At 67.9% G+C, this 17210-nt stretch carries 15 protein-coding genes and 1 pseudogene; 14 read left to right on the top strand and 2 right to left on the bottom strand.

The window, feature by feature from the left end; translation table 11 throughout:
• Window positions 1-53 precede the first annotated feature (53 nt).
• The 11 genes from ACZ5ZX_RS30400 (at window position 54) to ACZ5ZX_RS30350 (ending at window position 9226) form a co-directional block, all read left to right on the top strand.
• Entirely contained in the window at window positions 54-1322 is a 1269-nt protein-coding gene (locus ACZ5ZX_RS30400; RefSeq protein ID WP_465505412.1) for an NAD(P)/FAD-dependent oxidoreductase, read from the top strand.
• A 5-nt stretch (window positions 1323-1327) separates the two neighbouring features.
• Window positions 1328-2056: a DUF1365 domain-containing protein gene (locus tag ACZ5ZX_RS30395; protein ID WP_465505552.1), complete on the top strand. Its 729-nt coding sequence runs from the start codon at window positions 1328-1330 to the stop codon at window positions 2054-2056.
• Entirely contained in the window at window positions 2049-2660 is a 612-nt protein-coding gene (sigK, locus tag ACZ5ZX_RS30390) for an ECF RNA polymerase sigma factor SigK (protein ID WP_465505411.1), read from the top strand. The genes ACZ5ZX_RS30395 and sigK overlap by 8 nt, the downstream gene beginning before the upstream one ends.
• On the top strand, window positions 2657-3427 hold the full coding sequence (locus ACZ5ZX_RS30385; RefSeq protein WP_465505410.1) for an anti-sigma factor: 771 nt from the start codon (window positions 2657-2659) through the stop codon (window positions 3425-3427). Before sigK ends, ACZ5ZX_RS30385 begins: the two co-directional genes overlap by 4 nt.
• 253 nt (window positions 3428-3680) lie before the next feature.
• On the top strand, window positions 3681-5003 hold the full coding sequence (ftsZ, locus tag ACZ5ZX_RS30380; protein WP_465505409.1) for a cell division protein FtsZ: 1323 nt from the start codon (window positions 3681-3683) through the stop codon (window positions 5001-5003).
• A gap of 114 nt (window positions 5004-5117) precedes the next feature.
• On the top strand, window positions 5118-5825 hold the full coding sequence (gene pgeF, locus ACZ5ZX_RS30375) for a peptidoglycan editing factor PgeF (protein WP_465505408.1): 708 nt from the start codon (window positions 5118-5120) through the stop codon (window positions 5823-5825).
• On the top strand, window positions 5822-6553 hold the full coding sequence (locus ACZ5ZX_RS30370; protein WP_465505407.1) for a YggS family pyridoxal phosphate-dependent enzyme: 732 nt from the start codon (window positions 5822-5824) through the stop codon (window positions 6551-6553). The genes pgeF and ACZ5ZX_RS30370 overlap by 4 nt, the downstream gene beginning before the upstream one ends.
• 82 nt (window positions 6554-6635) lie before the next feature.
• Window positions 6636-7250 (top strand): cell division protein SepF, encoded by a 615-nt coding sequence (locus ACZ5ZX_RS30365; RefSeq protein ID WP_465505406.1) that lies wholly within the window; start codon window positions 6636-6638, stop codon window positions 7248-7250.
• Window positions 7251-7364: 114 nt separating this feature from the next.
• Entirely contained in the window at window positions 7365-7640 is a 276-nt protein-coding gene (locus tag ACZ5ZX_RS30360) for a YggT family protein (RefSeq protein ID WP_061983245.1), read from the top strand.
• Between the two features lie 54 nt (window positions 7641-7694).
• On the top strand, window positions 7695-8558 hold the full coding sequence (wag31, locus tag ACZ5ZX_RS30355) for a DivIVA-like cell division protein Wag31 (protein ID WP_037309673.1): 864 nt from the start codon (window positions 7695-7697) through the stop codon (window positions 8556-8558).
• Between the two features lie 86 nt (window positions 8559-8644).
• Window positions 8645-9226, top strand: coding sequence for a hypothetical protein (locus tag ACZ5ZX_RS30350; protein ID WP_465505405.1), 582 nt, complete (start codon window positions 8645-8647; stop codon window positions 9224-9226).
• On the opposite strand, the gene ACZ5ZX_RS30345 is transcribed toward ACZ5ZX_RS30350, so the two are convergent.
• Window positions 9223-11040: an FUSC family protein gene (locus ACZ5ZX_RS30345; protein WP_465505404.1), complete on the bottom strand. Its 1818-nt coding sequence runs from the start codon at window positions 11038-11040 to the stop codon at window positions 9223-9225. The genes ACZ5ZX_RS30350 and ACZ5ZX_RS30345 overlap by 4 nt on opposite strands.
• 332 nt (window positions 11041-11372) lie before the next feature.
• Between ACZ5ZX_RS30345 and ACZ5ZX_RS30340 the strand changes: the two are divergent.
• Together ACZ5ZX_RS30340 and ACZ5ZX_RS30335 are read left to right on the top strand one after the other, a co-directional pair.
• Window positions 11373-11520 (top strand): annotated as a pseudogene (locus tag ACZ5ZX_RS30340) (IS30 family transposase); the annotation flags it as partial.
• 247 nt (window positions 11521-11767) lie between these two features.
• Entirely contained in the window at window positions 11768-13024 is a 1257-nt protein-coding gene (locus tag ACZ5ZX_RS30335) for an HNH endonuclease signature motif containing protein (protein WP_465505403.1), read from the top strand.
• Between the two features lie 41 nt (window positions 13025-13065).
• Here ACZ5ZX_RS30335 and ACZ5ZX_RS30330 read toward each other — a convergent pair whose 3' ends face one another.
• The gene (locus tag ACZ5ZX_RS30330; protein WP_465505402.1) at window positions 13066-13614 is read right to left on the bottom strand and encodes a hypothetical protein; all 549 of its coding nucleotides are present in this window, start codon (window positions 13612-13614) and stop codon (window positions 13066-13068) included.
• Between the two features lie 370 nt (window positions 13615-13984).
• On the opposite strand from ACZ5ZX_RS30330, the gene ileS reads away from it, so the two are divergent.
• Complete coding sequence (gene ileS, locus ACZ5ZX_RS30325) at window positions 13985-17155, top strand: isoleucine--tRNA ligase (protein WP_465505401.1); 3171 nt, start codon at window positions 13985-13987, stop codon at window positions 17153-17155.
• The last annotated feature ends 55 nt before the right edge of the window (window positions 17156-17210 follow it).

The raw sequence follows: 17210 nt of genomic DNA, 5'->3' as shown, positions 1-17210 counted from the left end.
CCCCCGAAATCATCCGGTCCAATCCGGCCCGGCTCCGGTTCCGAATCCCTCTCGTGCACACCAACGGTCAACGCATCGGAGTCATCGGCAGCGGCGTCGCCGGACTCACGGCGGCCTATCTGCTGCAACGCCGCTACGAAGTGCTGCTGTTCGAAGCCGACGACAGGCTCGGCGGGCACGCGCACACCCACGACGTCCCGAGCGCGCACGGCGGCACCATCGGCGTCGACTCCGGGTTCATCGTGCACAACGAGCGCACCTATCCGAACCTGCTCCGCCTGTTCGCCGAACTGGGCGTCGCCACCCGCGACACCGAGATGTCGATGAGCATCCGCTGCGACGGCTGCGGCCTCCAGTACGCCGGCGCCAAAGGCCTCAAAGGCCTCTTCGCCCAGCCACGTAACGTCGCCAGCGGGCGCTACCTGCGGATGCTCGCCGACGTCAAACGCTTCCATGTGCACGCGAAACGCGTTCTCGAATCGCCCGAGGCCGGCGACGTCACCCTCGGCGCGTTCCTCGCGATCGGCGGGTACACGAAGTACTTCGTCGACCACTTCATGCTGCCCGTCGTCTCGACCGTCTGGTCGGCCGACCGGAACGACACGCTGTCCTACCCCGCGCGCTACCTGTTCGAATTCCTGCGCAACCACGGGATGCTGTCGGTCGGCGGGTCCCCGGCCTGGCGCACCGTCGAGGGGGGCTCGCGCGAGTACGTCCAACGGGCGGCCAAGCAGCTGACCGCCGTGCACCTGTCGACGCCGGTGCGCTCAGTCAAGCGCGTCGCGCGGGGGATCGAGGTCCGCGACGACGCCGACACCCGCCACCGGCTCGACAAGGTCGTCCTGGCCACGCACGCGGACCAGGCGCTGAAACTGCTCGCTTCGCCGACCGCCGCCGAGCGCGAGGTCCTCGGCTCGTTCCGGTACTCCAGCAACGAGGCGTGGCTGCACACCGACACCGGCGTGCTCCCGACCACCGAATCCGCGCGGGCGGGCTGGAACTACGCGATGCCCGCCTGCGGTGCCGACAACGGCGCGGTCCAGGTGTCCTACGACATGAACCGCCTGATGCGGCTCGACGAGCCGACCGGCTACGTCGTCACCCTCAATCCCGGCACCGCCCCGGACGACGGTTCGGTGCTGGCCAAGATGACCTATGAGCATCCGGTCTACACGCCGGAATCCGTCGCCGCCCAGCGCCGTCTGCCGGAACTCGACGACGACACCGTCGCCTACGCCGGCGCGTACCACGGCTGGGGCTTCCACGAGGACGGCTGCGCGTCCGGTGTCCGCGCGGCCGAGAACTTCGGGGTGCGCTGGTGACCGTCATGGCCGTGCTCTACGACTCCACGGTGGCGCATGTCCGGCGCGCCGACCCGCCGCTCTCGTTCGCCCACCGCGTCTATCTGTGGCTGGTCGACCTCGACGCGCCGCCGAAGCTGCCGTGGTGGCTGCGCCCGTTCGCCCGCTTCGACCCGCGAGACCATTTCGCGCCCGACGACACCTCCAGCATCCGGTCCAAAGTGGACCGCTGGCTCGCGGCACGCGACGTCGACCTGAAGGGCGGCCGGGTGCTGATGCTCGCGGGCGCGCGGACGCTCGGCCACAACTTCAACCCGATCAGCCTCTACTGGTGCCATCGGCCCGACGGCGAACTCGAATGCGTCGTCGCGGAGGTCCACAACACCTACGGCGGCAGGCACGCGTACCTCCTGCGCCCCGACGACTACGGGAACGCCCACGCGGACAAGGAGTTCTACGTCTCGCCGTTCCAGTCGATGGACGGCGAGTACCGGATGGCGGTGCCGCGTCCGGGGGCGCTGCTCTCGATCCAGATCGCCCTCCGGCAGGGCGGCCGGACCCCGCTGACGGCGTCCCTGCGCGGTGTGCGGCAGCCTGCCACCACCAGGCGGCTGGCGCGGCTGCTGCTCACCCGTCCGTTCATGCCGCACCGGGTCTCCGCGCTGATCCGGCGGCACGGGGTCAGACTGTGGCTGAAGAAGGCACCGCTGACCCCTCGTGCACCGCAGACCGCCGGAGGCAGGCTTGATGGATGAATCGGCACGTCCACGCCGGATGGCGCCCGTTCCCGGAACGGGCGACGAACCGGCCGGACCGACGGCCGAGGACCTGCTCGTCCGGGTCGCGAAGGGGGACGAGCGGGCCTTCGACGCGCTGTACGACCGGCTCGCCGGCCCGATCCTCGGCCTGGTGCGGCGAATCCTCCGCGACTCCGCCCAGTCCGAAGAGGTCACCCAAGAGGTCATGGTCGAGCTGTGGCGCACCGCCACGCGGTATTCGCCGGAGCGGGGGAGCGCCTTGAACTGGGCCATGACGCTCGCGCACCGCCGCGCCGTGGACCGCGTCCGTTCGGCACGGGCCAGTTCGGATCGCGAGGTCAAGGCGACCTTCGAGGCCGCCCGCGCACGGCCCTTCGACGAGGTCGCCGAGGCCGTCGCGGCCCGCTGGGAACGATCGCAGGTACGCCGCTGCCTCACCAGCCTGACCGAGCTGCAACGGGAATCGGTGTTGCTCGCCTATTACCAGGGGTACACCTATCGCGAGGTCGCAGAGGTGCTGCAGACCCCGCACGGGACCATCAAGACTCGACTCCGGGACGGCCTGATCAGGCTCCGGGACTGTTTGGGGGTGACGGCATGACGATGCCCGAAATGCACACGCTCACCGGGGCATACGCCGTCGACGCGTTGTCCGAAGTGGAGCGTGCCCAGTTCCAGCGGCACCTCGGCGAATGCGCTTCGTGCGCTCAAGAGGTCCTCGAACTGCAGATGACCGCGACCCGGCTCGGCGCCGCGCTGGCCGAAGACCCACCGCCGGAACTCAAGCGCCGCGTGCTCGCGCAGGCGATGGCGACCCGGCAGCAGCCGCCGAAGACGCGCTTCGAAACCGGAGAGCGCGTCAAGGGCCGGAGGCGGGCGCCGCGCTGGGCGATCGCCGCGGCCGCCGCGGCGATCGTCGGACTGGCGGGCACGGCCGTGTTCGGCGGTATCGCCTACGAGAACCACACCCAGCTGACCGCCGCGCGGGAACAAGCGGCGCGGTACGCCCAGCGCTACGAGCCCGTCGCCGAGGTGCTCTCGGCCGCCGATCTCAGGACCGGGCACGCCGAAGCGTCCGTCGGAGGCGGTGGGACCGTGATGATGTCGCGCTCGAAGGACCGGCTCGTCTTCATGGCGGCACAACTGGCGAAGAACGATCCGGGCCGGATCTACCAGGCCTGGTTCATGTACCCGGGGGCCGCGCCGAAGCCCGCCGGGCTCATTTCCGGTGGTCAGGACGGTGCGCTGCTGGTCGCCGACGGGATCGCCGGGGCCGAGAAGTTCGCGCTGAGCGTCGAACAGGCCGGTGGTTCGGCCACCGGTTCGCCGTCGAAGGACGTCGTCATGGTCATGTCCATGCCGACCTGATCCGCGGTCAATACCAGGCCGCCGTCCGGCGCTTCCACGGGGTCTCGGTCTTGCGTTCGCGAACATGTTGTGGCAAAACACTTTTGCGACACACGGCGTGGCTACTGGATTCGAGCCAGCCTGGTGCATACCGTCCTGCTTCAACGTCGGCAGTTGACATAACTCTCAATCTGAACTTCAGCTCGAGGGTTTCGGCTCCAGGCTCAGCGACCGGCGGGCAGCACGAGCACACACGATCAGGAAGGCGGCTCCGATGACGCCCCCGCACAACTACCTTGCGGTGATCAAGGTCGTCGGTATCGGCGGCGGCGGAGTTAACGCCGTGAACCGCATGATCGAGGTCGGCCTCAAAGGTGTCGAGTTCATCGCGGTGAACACCGACGCCCAGGCACTGCTCATGTCCGACGCCGACGTGAAACTCGACATCGGCCGGGAACTGACCCGCGGCCTCGGTGCCGGCGCCGCCCCCGAGGTGGGGCAGAAGGCCGCCGAGGATCACCGCGAAGAGATCGAAGAGGTCATCAAGGGCGCCGACATGGTGTTCGTGACCGCGGGTGAGGGCGGTGGCACCGGCACCGGTGGCGCACCGGTCGTCGCCCAGATCGCCCGCAAACTCGGCGCGCTGACCATCGGCGTCGTCACCCGCCCGTTCACCTTCGAGGGCAAGCGCCGCAGCAAGCAGGCCGAAGACGGCATCCAGCAGCTGCGCAACGAATGCGACACCCTGATCGTCATCCCGAACGACCGGCTGCTGCAGCTGGGCGACATCGGCGTCTCGCTGATGGACGCCTTCCGCTCGGCGGACGAGGTGCTGCTGTCCGGTGTCCAGGGCATCACCGACCTGATCACCACGCCGGGTCTGATCAACCTGGACTTCGCCGACGTCAAGAGCGTCATGTCCGGAGCGGGCTCCGCGCTGATGGGCATCGGCTCGGCGCGCGGTGAGGGCCGGGCGATCCAGGCGGCGGAGAAGGCGATCAACTCGCCGCTGCTGGAAGCGTCGATGGACGGGGCGCACGGCGCGCTGCTGTCGATCGCGGGCGGATCGGACCTCGGCCTGTTCGAGATCAACGAGGCCGCGTCGCTGGTGCAGGAATCCGCGCACCCCGACGCCAACATCATCTTCGGGACGATCATCGACGACTCGCTCGGCGACGAGGTCCGGGTCACCGTGATCGCGGCCGGTTTCGACGCGGGCACGCCGACCCACAAGAAGCTCGACCCGTCGACCTTCGGCTCCCGGTCGAACTCGACCGCGTCCGCGCAGGCGGGCCAGGTCAACGGCGGCGGGGCGACGCCGGTGCAGAGCCCGCCTTCGGGTGCCACGCCGGTTCCGTCGACCGGCTCCAACGGCTACCCGGTCCCGCCGACGCGCCCGCATTCGCCGATGCCGACCTCCCGGAGCGAGGGCAACGGCTCGATGACCGGTGGGCTCCCGCAGCCCGGCGGCGGTTCGCGCGGCTACTCGCCGATCGGCTCGAACTCGACCCACGGCAGCCTGCCCGGCCGCGCCACCCCGGTGCACGACGACCCGTCGGACGACGAGGTCGACGTGCCCCCGTTCATGCGGCGGTAAGCTTTCACGGTGAGCTGAAGGGGACTTTGCCCGCATGACATGCGGGCAAAGTCCCCTTCACTGCGTGAGATGAGGGGAAAGTCCCCTTCAGCTGCTTGAAGAGCGGAGTGTTGCGTGCGCGTACGGCGGGTTGTCACGACAAGGGCGGGCGGGGCTTCCCGGCCGCCTTACGACACCTTCAACCTCGGTGATCACGTCGGCGACGACGCCGGTGACGTCTACGCCAACCGCAAACGCCTCGCCACCGAACTCGGCCTCGCCGAGGACAGGCTGGCGTGGATGGAGCAGGTGCACGGCCGCACCGCCACCATCGTCGACGGCTCCGAGACCTCGGCGGCCGAAGCGACCGACGCGCTCGTGACGGCCGAGCCCGGTCTCGCGCTCGTGGTGCTGGTCGCGGACTGCGTCCCCATCATGCTGGCCGACGTCGACGCCGGTGTCGCCGCCGCCGTTCACGCCGGCCGCGTCGGTGCCAGGGTCGGTGTGGTCCCCGCCGCGATCGAAGCGATGCGCTCGCTCGGCGCGGAACCGGGCCGCACCGAAGCGCTGCTCGGCCCCGCGATCTGCGGTGACTGCTACGAAGTCCCCGCCGACATGGCCGCCGACGTGGAGAAACACGTACCGGGCAGCGCCTGCAAAACCCGCAAGGGCACACCCGGGCTCGACCTGCGTGCCGGGCTCTGGCGGCAGCTCGCCGACCTCGGTGTCGGCAAGATCGGCGTGGATCCGCGCTGTACCAACGAAGACAAGACCCTGTTCAGTTTCCGCCGCGACGGCACCACCGGCCGGATCGCGGGCATCACCTGGCTGGACGCGTCGTGAGCGACGCCCGCAAGGCGGAACTCGCCGCCTCCCTCGCCCAGGTGGAAGAGCGGATCGCCGCCGCGTGCAAGGCCGCGGGCCGGGCACGCGACGAGGTCCGGTTGCTCGCGGTCACCAAGACCTTCCCGGCGCTCGACGCCGCGCTGCTCGCCGACCTCGGCGCGCTCGACCTCGCCGAGAACCGCGACCAGGAGGCGGGTGCGAAAGCCGAAGAGGTCGCGGCCCTGCGTCCGGACGCCCGTGTCCGCTGGCACATGGTCGGCAGCCTCCAGCGGAACAAGGCCCGCTCGGTCGTGCGCTGGGCCGACGAGGTCCAGTCCGTCGACTCCGAACGGCTCGCCGACGCGCTCGCGAAGGCGACCAGGTCGGCACTCGATTCCGGGCAACGTGATCACCCGTTGGACGTCCTCATTCAAGTAAGTCTCGATGACGATCCGAAGCGCGGGGGCACTCGGCTGAACGAACTGGACCGGTTGGCGGAGCGGATAGTCCATGTGGGTGATCTTCGCCTCCGTGGGCTTATGGCGGTGGCCCCGCTGGGTATTGACCCCGCTGAGGCGTTCGAGAAGCTTGCTTTCGCCTCGGAGCGTCTTCGGGAAGATCACCCAAATGCCCGTGAACTCTCCGCCGGAATGAGCAATGATCTCGAGCAGGCGATCGCGCACGGCTCGACGTGTGTGCGTGTCGGAACCGCGCTGCTCGGTGGGCGCGGTTTAGCCTCGCCTTAGGGAATACCGTTTCGTCGCTACGGGGAGTGGCGGCGAAGGCGGGGGAGCACGGTGCGGGACGCGGCTAAGGCTAGGGAGAGGCATGAGCGCGCTGCAGAAGCTGAAGGCCTACTTCGGGATGGTGCCCGCGGACGAAGACGGCTACGACGACGAGGACGGCTACCGGCGAGGCTACGCCACAAAGGAATACGCCGACGACGAGTACGACTACGACGACGAGCCAGTCGCCCGGTCGCGGGGTGGACGCTACCGGGACGTCGACGACACTTACGACGAGCCCGTCACCCGGACTCGGTCACGCTCCGTGGTCAGTCCGGAGCCGGCGGTCCACGGGGCACTGGCGATCGATCGCCAGCCCGAACCGGTCGCCCGGCTGCGTCCGGTCACCGAACCGGTCCGTCCGGCCGTTCGTGACCCGTTGAGCCGGATCACCACGTTGCACCCGACGAGCTACGCCGAAGCGCGGGCGATCGGGGAGCACTACCGTGAAGGCATCCCGGTGATCATGAACCTCACCGAGATGGAGAACGCGGACGCGAAGCGCCTTGTCGACTTCGCGGCCGGTCTCGCGTTCGCGTTGCGCGGGTCGATGGACAAGGTCACCAACAAGGTGTTCCTTCTCTCACCGCCCGATGTGGACGTCACCGCGGAAGACCGTCGGCGGATTGCCGAAGGCGGATTATTCCTGCGCGGCTGATCACCCGGTGACCGCTGAGCGCAGCCGGATGTGATTTTGTCGACTCATCGGCATCTGCCGCCCGTCAGCTGCGTCTTTTGACGCGGGGCATGGCAGAGTGGTTACGTGAATGCTGTGTTGCTGGTCGTCTGGTACGTGCTGTTCGCTTTCTGGCTCCTGCTGACGGCACGGATCGTCGTCGAGCTCGTGCGTGCTTTCGCTCGCGAGTGGCATCCTGCCGGAGGGGTTGCGGTAACGCTCGAGACCATCTACACAGTGACCGACCCACCGGTTCGTCTGTTCAGACGAATCATCCCGACCGTACGAATCGGCGGCGTCGGACTGGACTTATCGATTATGGTGCTGCTGTTGGTTGTGTTCTTCGCGATGCAGCTGACAACGCCAGGGTGATTTTCGGGGAAGCCCGGGTGGACCTGCAGGCCATGGAGTGCGTGAGGTGATCTGATGTCGTTGACCCCCGCTGACGTGCATAACGTCGCGTTCAGCAAGCCGCCCATTGGCAAAAGGGGCTACAACGAGGACGAGGTGGACGCGTTCCTCGACCTGGTGGAGACCGAGCTTGCCCGGTTGATCGAGGACAACAACGAGCTGCGGCAGCAGGTCGAGCAGCTCGACAACGAGCTCGAGACCACCCGTGGTGAGCTCGAGAACGCCAAGGCCGGTGCCGTCGGGCCGCCGCCACAGGTGCGTGACGAACCGTCGCGTCGCCTGGCGCCGGTGCCGCCGCCGCAGTCGGCGATGGAGCAGACCCAGGCCCATTCGATGGTGCCGGACAATGGGGAACCCAACGTCCAGGCCGCGAAGGTGCTCGGGCTGGCCCAGGAAATGGCCGACCGGCTCACCGCCGAGGCCAAGACCGAGTCGGACGGCATGCTCGCCGAGGCTCGGACCAAGTCCGAGCAGCTGCTTTCGGACGCGCGATCCAAGTCGGACTCGATGGTGAACGAGGCGCGCACGCGTGCCGAGACCATGCTGAACGATGCGCGAACCCGTGCCGAGACCTTGGAGCGCCAGGCGCGCGACAAGGCGACGACCATGGAGCGCGAGGCTCAGCGCAAGTACACCGAGACCATGAACAACATGAACGCGGAGAAGGGCTCGCTGGGCAAGAAGATCGAAGAGCTGCGCACGATCGAGCGGGAGTACCGCACGAGGCTGCGCGGGTTCCTCGAGTCCCAGCTGCGTGAGCTCGACGACCGCGGTTCGGCCGCTCCTGCTTCGGCGTCTTCGTCGAACTCGGGACAGTCGGCATCGTCCTCGGGCGGTGGACAGGGCTACTCGTTCGGTCCCCGCGCCGAAGCGGGCTGACGGCTCTCGGTCAACGCATGGGAACGGCCTCGGCACTCTCCGGAGGGTCGGGGCCGTTCCGCTTGTCCGTCATGTTGTAATTCACCGTGCTCTACATCGTCCTGGTACTGGTACTGGCGGCTCTGGGGCTGCTCGTCGCGGCACTCATCACCGCGAACTCCCTGTGGGCCTGGATCTCCATCGGCCTCTCCGTGGTCGCTGGGCTGCTCCTGGTCTTCGACTGGCTGCGTCGCCGGAAGAAGCGTTCGGCCGAGGACGCCGCTCCCGTCGAAGAGACGGCGGACGACCCCGCCGACGAAGCGGACGAGCCCGAAGAGGGCGATGAAGAGGAGAAGCCCAAGGACGCCGAGCAGACGGTCTTGATGCCGACCACTGGTGAACTGGGCGACACGGAAGAGGCTTCTGCGCCTCAGCGCAACGGCGATCCCGGTGAAGAGGAGAGCGATCCCGCCGATGTGGCGGTCGTCTCCGAACTGGAGACCGAGATCGTCGTCGTCGACGAATACCCGCGCTATCACGTGACCACCTGCGCGTGGCTCGAAACCCGGGACACCATTCCGCTCGGTATCGGGGAGGCGCGCCAGCTCGGGTTCACCCCGTGCGCGCTGTGCACGCCCGACGCGGAGATCGCCGGGCAGCACCGTGACAAGACCAAGGCGGACGGCTAAGCGTCCCTGAACACCTGAGCCGCCTCGCCGACCGCGACGACGTCGGCGGCGATCATGTCGAGCACCAGGCGTTGTTCGTCGTCCGCGTCCGACGGCACCGGGATTTCCGCCGCCTCCTCGGTCCCGAGCGCGCGGGCGGCTTCGCTCACGGCGTCCGCGGCTCCTGCCGATCCGGCGCGCAACAAGAGTGACGAGGCCGTGACGGAGAGGCCGCGCAAGGCTTCGGCGGCGTTCTCTAGCGCGTCGCGCTGTCCGGGCGCGGGTTCCTTCGTGCCCGGTTCCGCGGCGAGCAGGCCGTGCTGTGCGACGGCGGCGGTGCGGAACTCGCGGCCGAGCGTCCGCGGGTCGACGTCGTCGCCGCGCAGTTTCCGCCCGACCGAGCCGAGCAGCCCGCGGGTGGCGTCGACCGCGGTGCCGAACCGTTCCGCGGGGCCGGGTTTCGGTACCCCGGGGATCGCGGCGAAACCGAACAGCAGCGCGATGGCGCCGGCGAGGACCATCAGAAGCAGGTACTCGACGAGCACGTAGCGGGGGTCGAGGTGTTTGGTCGTCGCGTTCATGCCGACGGACATCAGCACCATGCAGCCGTTGAAGATCGTCGGCCGCGTCCGCATGACGGAGAACCCGCCGAGCAGGGCCACGAGCCCGATCGGCAGCAGAAACCCCTGCGGCAGAAGCCAAAGGACGAGCGCGAGGACGACGGCGCCGCCGAGGGAACCGCCGATGCGCTGCCAGGCCTTGCTGAGGCTGTCGTGCCATTCCGGTTGCATGATGGCGAAAGTGGCGAGCAGGAAGGACACGGTGAGCGGGTCGCCTGGCCGGAAACTCGCGACGACGAGCGCCAGCGCCACCCCGAGCCCGCAGCGCAGCGCGTGCCGCAACTGCGGTGACTGCCAGGAAAACGCGCCGCTCAGCTCGATGCGACGCAGTTCGTTGCGGAGTCCTTTCGGAACGTCCACACGCGACTCGTCGCGTTCTGTCGCCGCCGCCCGGACGGTTTCGAGGGCGTCCCAGAGCGCGGTGACCAGCCTTGCGGTGGCACCGGGCAGTTCGACAGGCTCCGTACGCCGCACCGGTTCCACTTCGTTCGGTGCTCCCGGGTTTCGGACGACTTCGGCGAGCCTGGCGGTTTCTTCCCTTGCGGCGTCGAGTGTCCGGGCTATTTCGGGGTGGTCGAGGCGTTTTCCGCGGATCTCGAGCAACCCGGTGGCCGCGCGATACCGGAACGTCGCACCGAGGACCCTGCCGGTCCAGCGGCGGGGCCGGTCCGCTAGCCAGAGCCTCGCCGCGCGTTCCTGCGTTTCGGCCGTCCCCGTGGCGAGCGCGTCCGCCAGTGCCTCGCGGGTCGGCTTGGCCGGGTCCCTGGCGCCCATCAGCACCCGCAGCACCAGAATGACCCCCACCGCGAGCGCGGGCGCACCCAGGATCTGCCCGGCCGACGCCGATCCCGTCAACTGGAAGCCGTAACCGAACAACGACGCCATCCCGAGCCCCAGTCCGACCGTGACGAACCGGGCGCCGAGCACGGGCAGCAGACCGGCGACGACCACGATCACCGCCAGCAGCCCGATCGCGGCCCACTGCGAGACCTCACCCAGCAACCGCGGCACGCCGACCGCGAGGACCAGCGACGGCGCGAACCACGCCAGCAACCGCAAATCCGCCCAAAGCGGCCCGCCGACCGCCGCGATGAGGCAGAAGAGCGCCGTCAGCGCGGCGAGGATCGCGGCGTTGCCCAGCCCCAGCAGGAAACCGAGGCCGCTGACGCCGCCGAGGACCACCAGCAGGACGATGAGGAGTCCGGGCCCTTTCATCGGGCCTCGCAGTTCGGCATACCCGTCAACCTAGAGGCGGTGGCGGGGACGGCAACTCGGGGGTGGCCCCTTACGCAATTCAGCACTCGCGGCTTAGGTATTTCTTAGGCTTCTTCGTCGACCTCTGTCTTGGGATCAGATGGTCAGTGCACCGGATCGGATAAAGCTCGTTCTGGGTAGTGGAGGGGGTTCCGTTGCGGTCGGCGGAGTGTGAGTTGATCGGCTGTGGAAGTGTCCGAAGGGACGCAAGGTGCTGAAATCGCCGTTGCTTATTCGCGTGGTGATGGAGGAGTCGCGGTCGCCGATGCGGATCGCGTGCAGGGTGTGGCTCGATCGTCAGCGAGCGGACGGCAGAGGTCGAGGATCGTGCCGTGCCGGGCTTCTGGGAAGGCGATCTGACCGTCGGCGCGAACAATCAGTGACAGATCGCGACTTTGGTAGAGCGGCGCACTCGCTTTGTCATGCTGGTGTGTATTCCTTGTGATCGCACGGTGGGGAACGTGGCCCCTCGGCTGGTCGTCAAGATGAACAGATTGCCTGGCGTTGTCACCTGGGATCAGGGTGGCGAGATGGGCGACTGTCCGCGACAGACGCTGGAATGACTTAAGCCCACCGAAGCGTTCAGCAAAGTGTTGTCAGACCAGAGGTGGCGCACCCGCCGGGTGAAACCACTTGTAGTCTGAATATGTGATAGCACAGGTGTTCGAGTGCGGGTATTGTTGGGGTCGTGGCCAGCGAAAACAGTCCCCAGGTGGTGCGTTCCGAGTGGTGGCGTGCCGATACTGCGACGCTGCATGCCCGTAAGCAGGAAATCGAGGTGTTGAAGCGGCAGTTGGAGGCGGAGCAGTACGCGATCCTCGCGGAAATCAATTCCCGCGGTATCCGCGGCTGCTCGGGACATTCCACATTGGCGGCGATGATTTTCGAGGACTTCCAGGTGACGGACGCGGAAGCCGGGGCCCGGGCCGATCGGGTTCTGGCGTTGCATCCGGGGCCGTCTATCGGTGGAGACCCCCAGCCACCACTGGCGCCGTTGACCGCCGAAGCCGCGGCGGAGGGCGCGATCGGCGGTGCGCAGATCGACGCCATCATCCGAACCCTCGCCCGCATCCCCTCCACCGTCTCGGAGAAGGCCGTGCGGGGCGGGGAGAAAATCCTCGTCGACCTCGCCCGGTGTGCCGGGCCCCGGCAGATCGCCCGCGCCGGACGACGCCTGCTCGACACACTCGATCCCGACGGCAAAGAACCCCGCAACGAGGACCCCACAGACACCCGGCCAGAGTTACGGTTCGTCAAGCACCGCGACGGCACCCTCGGCCTCAAAGCCAGACTCGACCTCGAAACCTATGCGCGGTTGAAGTCGGACCTGGATCCGATGGCGAAACCCCACAAAGCCATCGACGGGGTCCGGGACTCCCGCACCCAGGACGAACGCTACGGGGACGCGTTCACCGACTATGTGCGGTTGAAGACCACGAGCCGGAATCTGCCTGGGCAGGCCGGGGAAGCCACCCACATTCTCGTGACCATGTCGTATGAGGACCTGATCAACGACCTTGGTGAGGCGCATCTGGATCTGGTCGGGCCGATCAGCGCCACCGACGCCCGCATCCTCGCCTGCGACGCCCGTGTCCGGCCCGGTGTTCTCGGGACCGCGGGCGAACCGCTGGATATCGGCCGGTCGAAACGGACGGTGTCACTGGCCCAGAAGTACGCGTTGACCCTCCGCGACGGTGGCTGCGCGTTTCCCGGCTGCGACATGCCGGTACCCCGCTGCACCGCACACCACATCGTTTTCTGGCGGCACCACGGCGAAACGAAGATCGATAATTTGGTGCTCCTGTGCACTCGACATCACCGGCTGATCCACCACAGCGAATGGAAAGTCACCATCGCCCAAGACGGGCTGCCGGAGTTCACCCCACCCGCTTATCTCGACCCCACCGGGGCTCCGAGACGCAACACCATGCACCTCAGGACATAGGCCGACATGCTGGCCGTATAACGACCTACACGCCCGCGCTTTCAGCAAGCCGAGCGGATTTGTCGCGCCGTGTTCCACGGGACACGGTCGACCGCGAAAGGATCAGTGAAGGCGAGGACCGATTCGTCGAGCCGTTGGAAGATCAGCACGCCCTCGGGCGTCTCCTCCAGTTCGCCCGCGACCAGTGCCAGCGGCCGTGCTCCGATCCGGAAGTGAACCTCGGCCAAGAAGTGCCGCTCGCGGAAGGCGGTCACGTGATCGACCGAACCGACCGGCAGCTCGGGAAAGGACCGCCGACGATAGATCCCGTCCCAACGCCCGGCGTCATACGATTTGCTCGACGTTTCGCCGCAGACGCCGAATCCATCGTCGTCCTGGTAGGTGCCGATCTCCATCGCCCTGCCGTCGTCCAGCCAGGCCCGAAGCCAGTACAACTGGAGACAAGGAACGTCGGGATCGGCGAATTGGGGGCCGGTTCCCGCAAAATCCTCCCGCAGAGCCAGCTCCACGCCGGTCCACATGTCGACTCGCCTGCCGCGCAACGATGCGAAGCTCCGTACTTGCCCAGTCAGCCAGTCGTCCCGCGCCATGTCCGCAGTATCGCCGAAACGCCGGGACCATCACGCGGACGTAAGGCCACGGCGACTGGCCTGGTCAGCGGAGCGGCCTGATCCAGCCGACCCGGAAGACCGGGTGACAACTCGGTTGCCCCCGCGCGCTACTCTTGAGACAACTGGCACCGATCCGGCCATCACCGGGGAGCCTCCGGAAGAACAGGGCCCACGCCCCCAGTAGAACCGGACGGGTACGGCCCGTCACAGCCGTCGAATGAGCGGCCCAGCCGGAACACCACCGGCCGGGCAAGCGGGGTGGTACCGCGGAACGCGCCGGAAACGGCCGTCTCGTCCCCGTGTGGGTGAGAGCCCGTACGAGAGAGACGAACCGCGAGGAGCACCGAAGATGTATCCCAAGGCCCAGATGGACGGCGAGGCTGGCGTCCCGTCCCAGCCTTCGTTCCCCGAATCGGAAAAGCGCGTCCTCGCGTATTGGGAATCCGATCGGACCTTCCAGGCCAGCATCGAAGCCCGCGAGGCCGGGCACAACGGCTCGAACGAGTACGTCTTCTACGACGGTCCGCCGTTCGCCAACGGTCTCCCGCACTACGGTCACCTCCTCACCGGGTACGTGAAGGATCTGGTGCCGCGTTACCAGACCATGAAGGGCAAACGTGTCGATCGCCGGTTCGGCTGGGACACGCACGGTCTGCCCGCCGAACTCGAGGCGATGCGCCAGCTCGGGATCACCGAGAAATCCGAGATCGACGCCATGGGCATCGACGTCTTCAACGACGCGTGCCGCGAGTCCGTGCTCCGCTACACCGGCGAATGGCAGGACTACGTCACCCGGCAGGCCCGCTGGGTCGACTTCGACAACGACTACAAGACGCTCGACATCACCTACATGGAGTCGGTGCTCTGGGCGTTCAAACAGCTGTGGGACAAGGGCCTCGTCTACGAGGGCTACCGCGTCCTCCCGTACTGCTGGCGCGACGAGACGCCGCTGTCCAACCACGAGCTGCGCATGGACGACGAGGTCTATGCGAGCCGCCAGGACCCGGCCGTCACGGTCGGGTTCCGCCTGGAGGGCAACGACAACGAGCTCGACGGCACGTATCTGCTGATCTGGACCACGACGCCGTGGACGCTGCCGTCCAACCTCGCGACCGCGGTGCACCCCGACGTCCGGTACGTCGTCGTGGAATCTGAGGCGCAGGAGGGCAAGCGGTTCCTGCTCGCCGAAGCGCGCGTCGCCGCGTACGCCCGCGAGCTCGGTGAAGAGCCGACGATCGTCGGGCACTACACCGGTACCGAACTGCTCGGAACCCGTTACGCCCCACCGTTCCCGTACTTCGCGGGGCACGAGCACGCGCACCGCGTGCTGTCGGCGGACTACGTCACCACCGAGGACGGCACCGGTGTCGTCCACATCGCGCCCGCCTATGGTGAAGAGGACAAGGCCGTCACCGACGCCGTCGGGATCGTGCCGGTCACGCCGGTCGACGCGCAGGGCAAGTTCGACGCCACCGTCCCGGATTACGCGGGACAGCAGGTGTTCGACGCGAACCCGAACATCATCAAGGATCTCAAGAACGGTACCGGTTCCGCCGGCCGCCAGGGCGCGGTGCTGCTGCGCCACGAGACCTACGAGCACCCGTACCCGCACTGCTGGCGGTGCCGGAACCCGTTGATCTACCGCGCCGTTTCGTCGTGGTTCGTCGCGGTGACCGAGTTCAAGGACCGGATGATCGAGCTGAACCAGCAGATCACCTGGTACCCGGACAACGTCAAGGACGGCCAGTTCGGCAAGTGGCTGGAGAACGCCCGCGACTGGTCGATCTCGCGCAACCGGTACTGGGGCACGCCGATCCCGGTGTGGCAGTCGGACGACCCGGCGTACCCGCGCACCGACGTCTACGGCTCCCTCGACGAACTCGAGCGTGACTTCGGCGTGCGGCTGGAGAACCTCCACCGGCCCTTCGTCGACGAGCTGACCCGGCCGAACCCGGACGACCCGACCGGGAAGTCCACCATGCGCCGGATCGAGGACGTGTTCGACGTCTGGTTCGACTCGGGTTCGATGCCCTACGCCCAGGTGCACTACCCGTTCGAGAACACCGACTGGTTCGAGCACCACTACCCGGGCGACTTCATCGTCGAGTACATCGGGCAGACCCGCGGCTGGTTCTACCTGCTGCACGTGCTGGCGACCGCGTTGTTCGACAGGCCGGCGTTCCGCACCTGTATCTCGCACGGCATCGTGCTCGGCTCGGACGGCCAGAAGATGTCCAAGTCGCTACGCAACTACCCGGACGTCAACGAGGTCTTCGACCGCGACGGCTCGGACGCCATGCGCTGGTACCTGATGGCGAGCCCGATCCTGCGCGGCGGGAACCTGATCGTCACCGACAAGGGCATCCGCGACGCCGTCCGCCAGGCCGTGCTGCCGCTGTGGAACTCGTACTACTTCCTCGCTCTCTACGCGAACGCCGAGGGCGTGGAAGGCAAGTGGCGCACGGATTCGAAGCACGTGCTCGACCGGTACGTGCTGGCGAAGACGCACGAGCTGGTGACCGACGTCGAGCACGCGCTCGACACCTACGACGTCGCCGGTGCCTGTTCGACCGTCCGTGACTTCCTCGAGGTGCTCACGAACTGGTACGTGCGCCGGTCGCGCGACCGGTTCTGGGCGGGCGAGCAGGACGCGATCGACACCCTGCACACCGTGCTGGAGGTGACGTCGCGGGTGGTGGCGCCGCTGCTGCCGCTGACCACCGAGGTCGTTTGGCGCGGGCTGACCGGCGGCCGTTCGGTCCACCTGACCGATTGGCCGAATTCGCTCGACCTGCCCGCCGACGCGGCGCTGGTGACGGCGATGGACAGGGTGCGGCAGGTGGCGTCTTCGGCGCTCTCGCTGCGGAAGTCGAACAAGCTGCGGGTCCGGCTGCCGCTGGCCAAGCTGGTCGTCGCCGCGGACGAGGCCGACTCGCTGCGCGAGTTCACCGACATCCTGCGCGACGAGGTCAACGTCAAATCCGTCGAACTGACCACGGACGTCGCCGCGCACGGCGGCTTCGAGGTCGCGGTCAACGCCCGTGCCGCCGGGCCGCGGCTGGGCAAGGACGTCCAGACGGTGATCAAGGCCGTCAAAGCGGGCGAGTGGACCACGTCCGAGAGCGGCGCCGTCGTGGCGGCCGGTATCGAGCTCGTCGAGGGCGAGTACGAGCGGCGCCTGGTCGCCAAGGGCGGCGGCGCGGCCGCGGAACTGCCCGGTGGGGCGGGGCTGGTGCTGATCGACACCGAGGTCACCGACGCACTGGCGGCCGAGGGGCTGGCCCGCGACCTGGTCCGGGTCGTGCAGCAGGCCCGCCGGGACGCCGGTCTCGACGTCGCCGACCGGATCTCGCTCACCGTCGACGCGCCGGAAGAGGTCGTCACGGCCGCGAAGACGCACGAGGAGTTCATCGCTTCGGAGACCTTGGCGACTTCGGTGGCTTACGACTCCCTCACTGACGGCTCGGCCGGAACGGTCGGCGAGGGCACCAAGGTGACCGTGGCGGTCGCCAAGGCCTGACCCCCCGCGAGTGCCATGAAAGGTCCTTTCCTTGCAAATTTCGCAAGGAAAGGAC

Source organism: Amycolatopsis sp. NPDC033938 (assembly GCF_055575975.1).
This window is presented reverse-complemented; position numbering and strand designations above follow the sequence as displayed.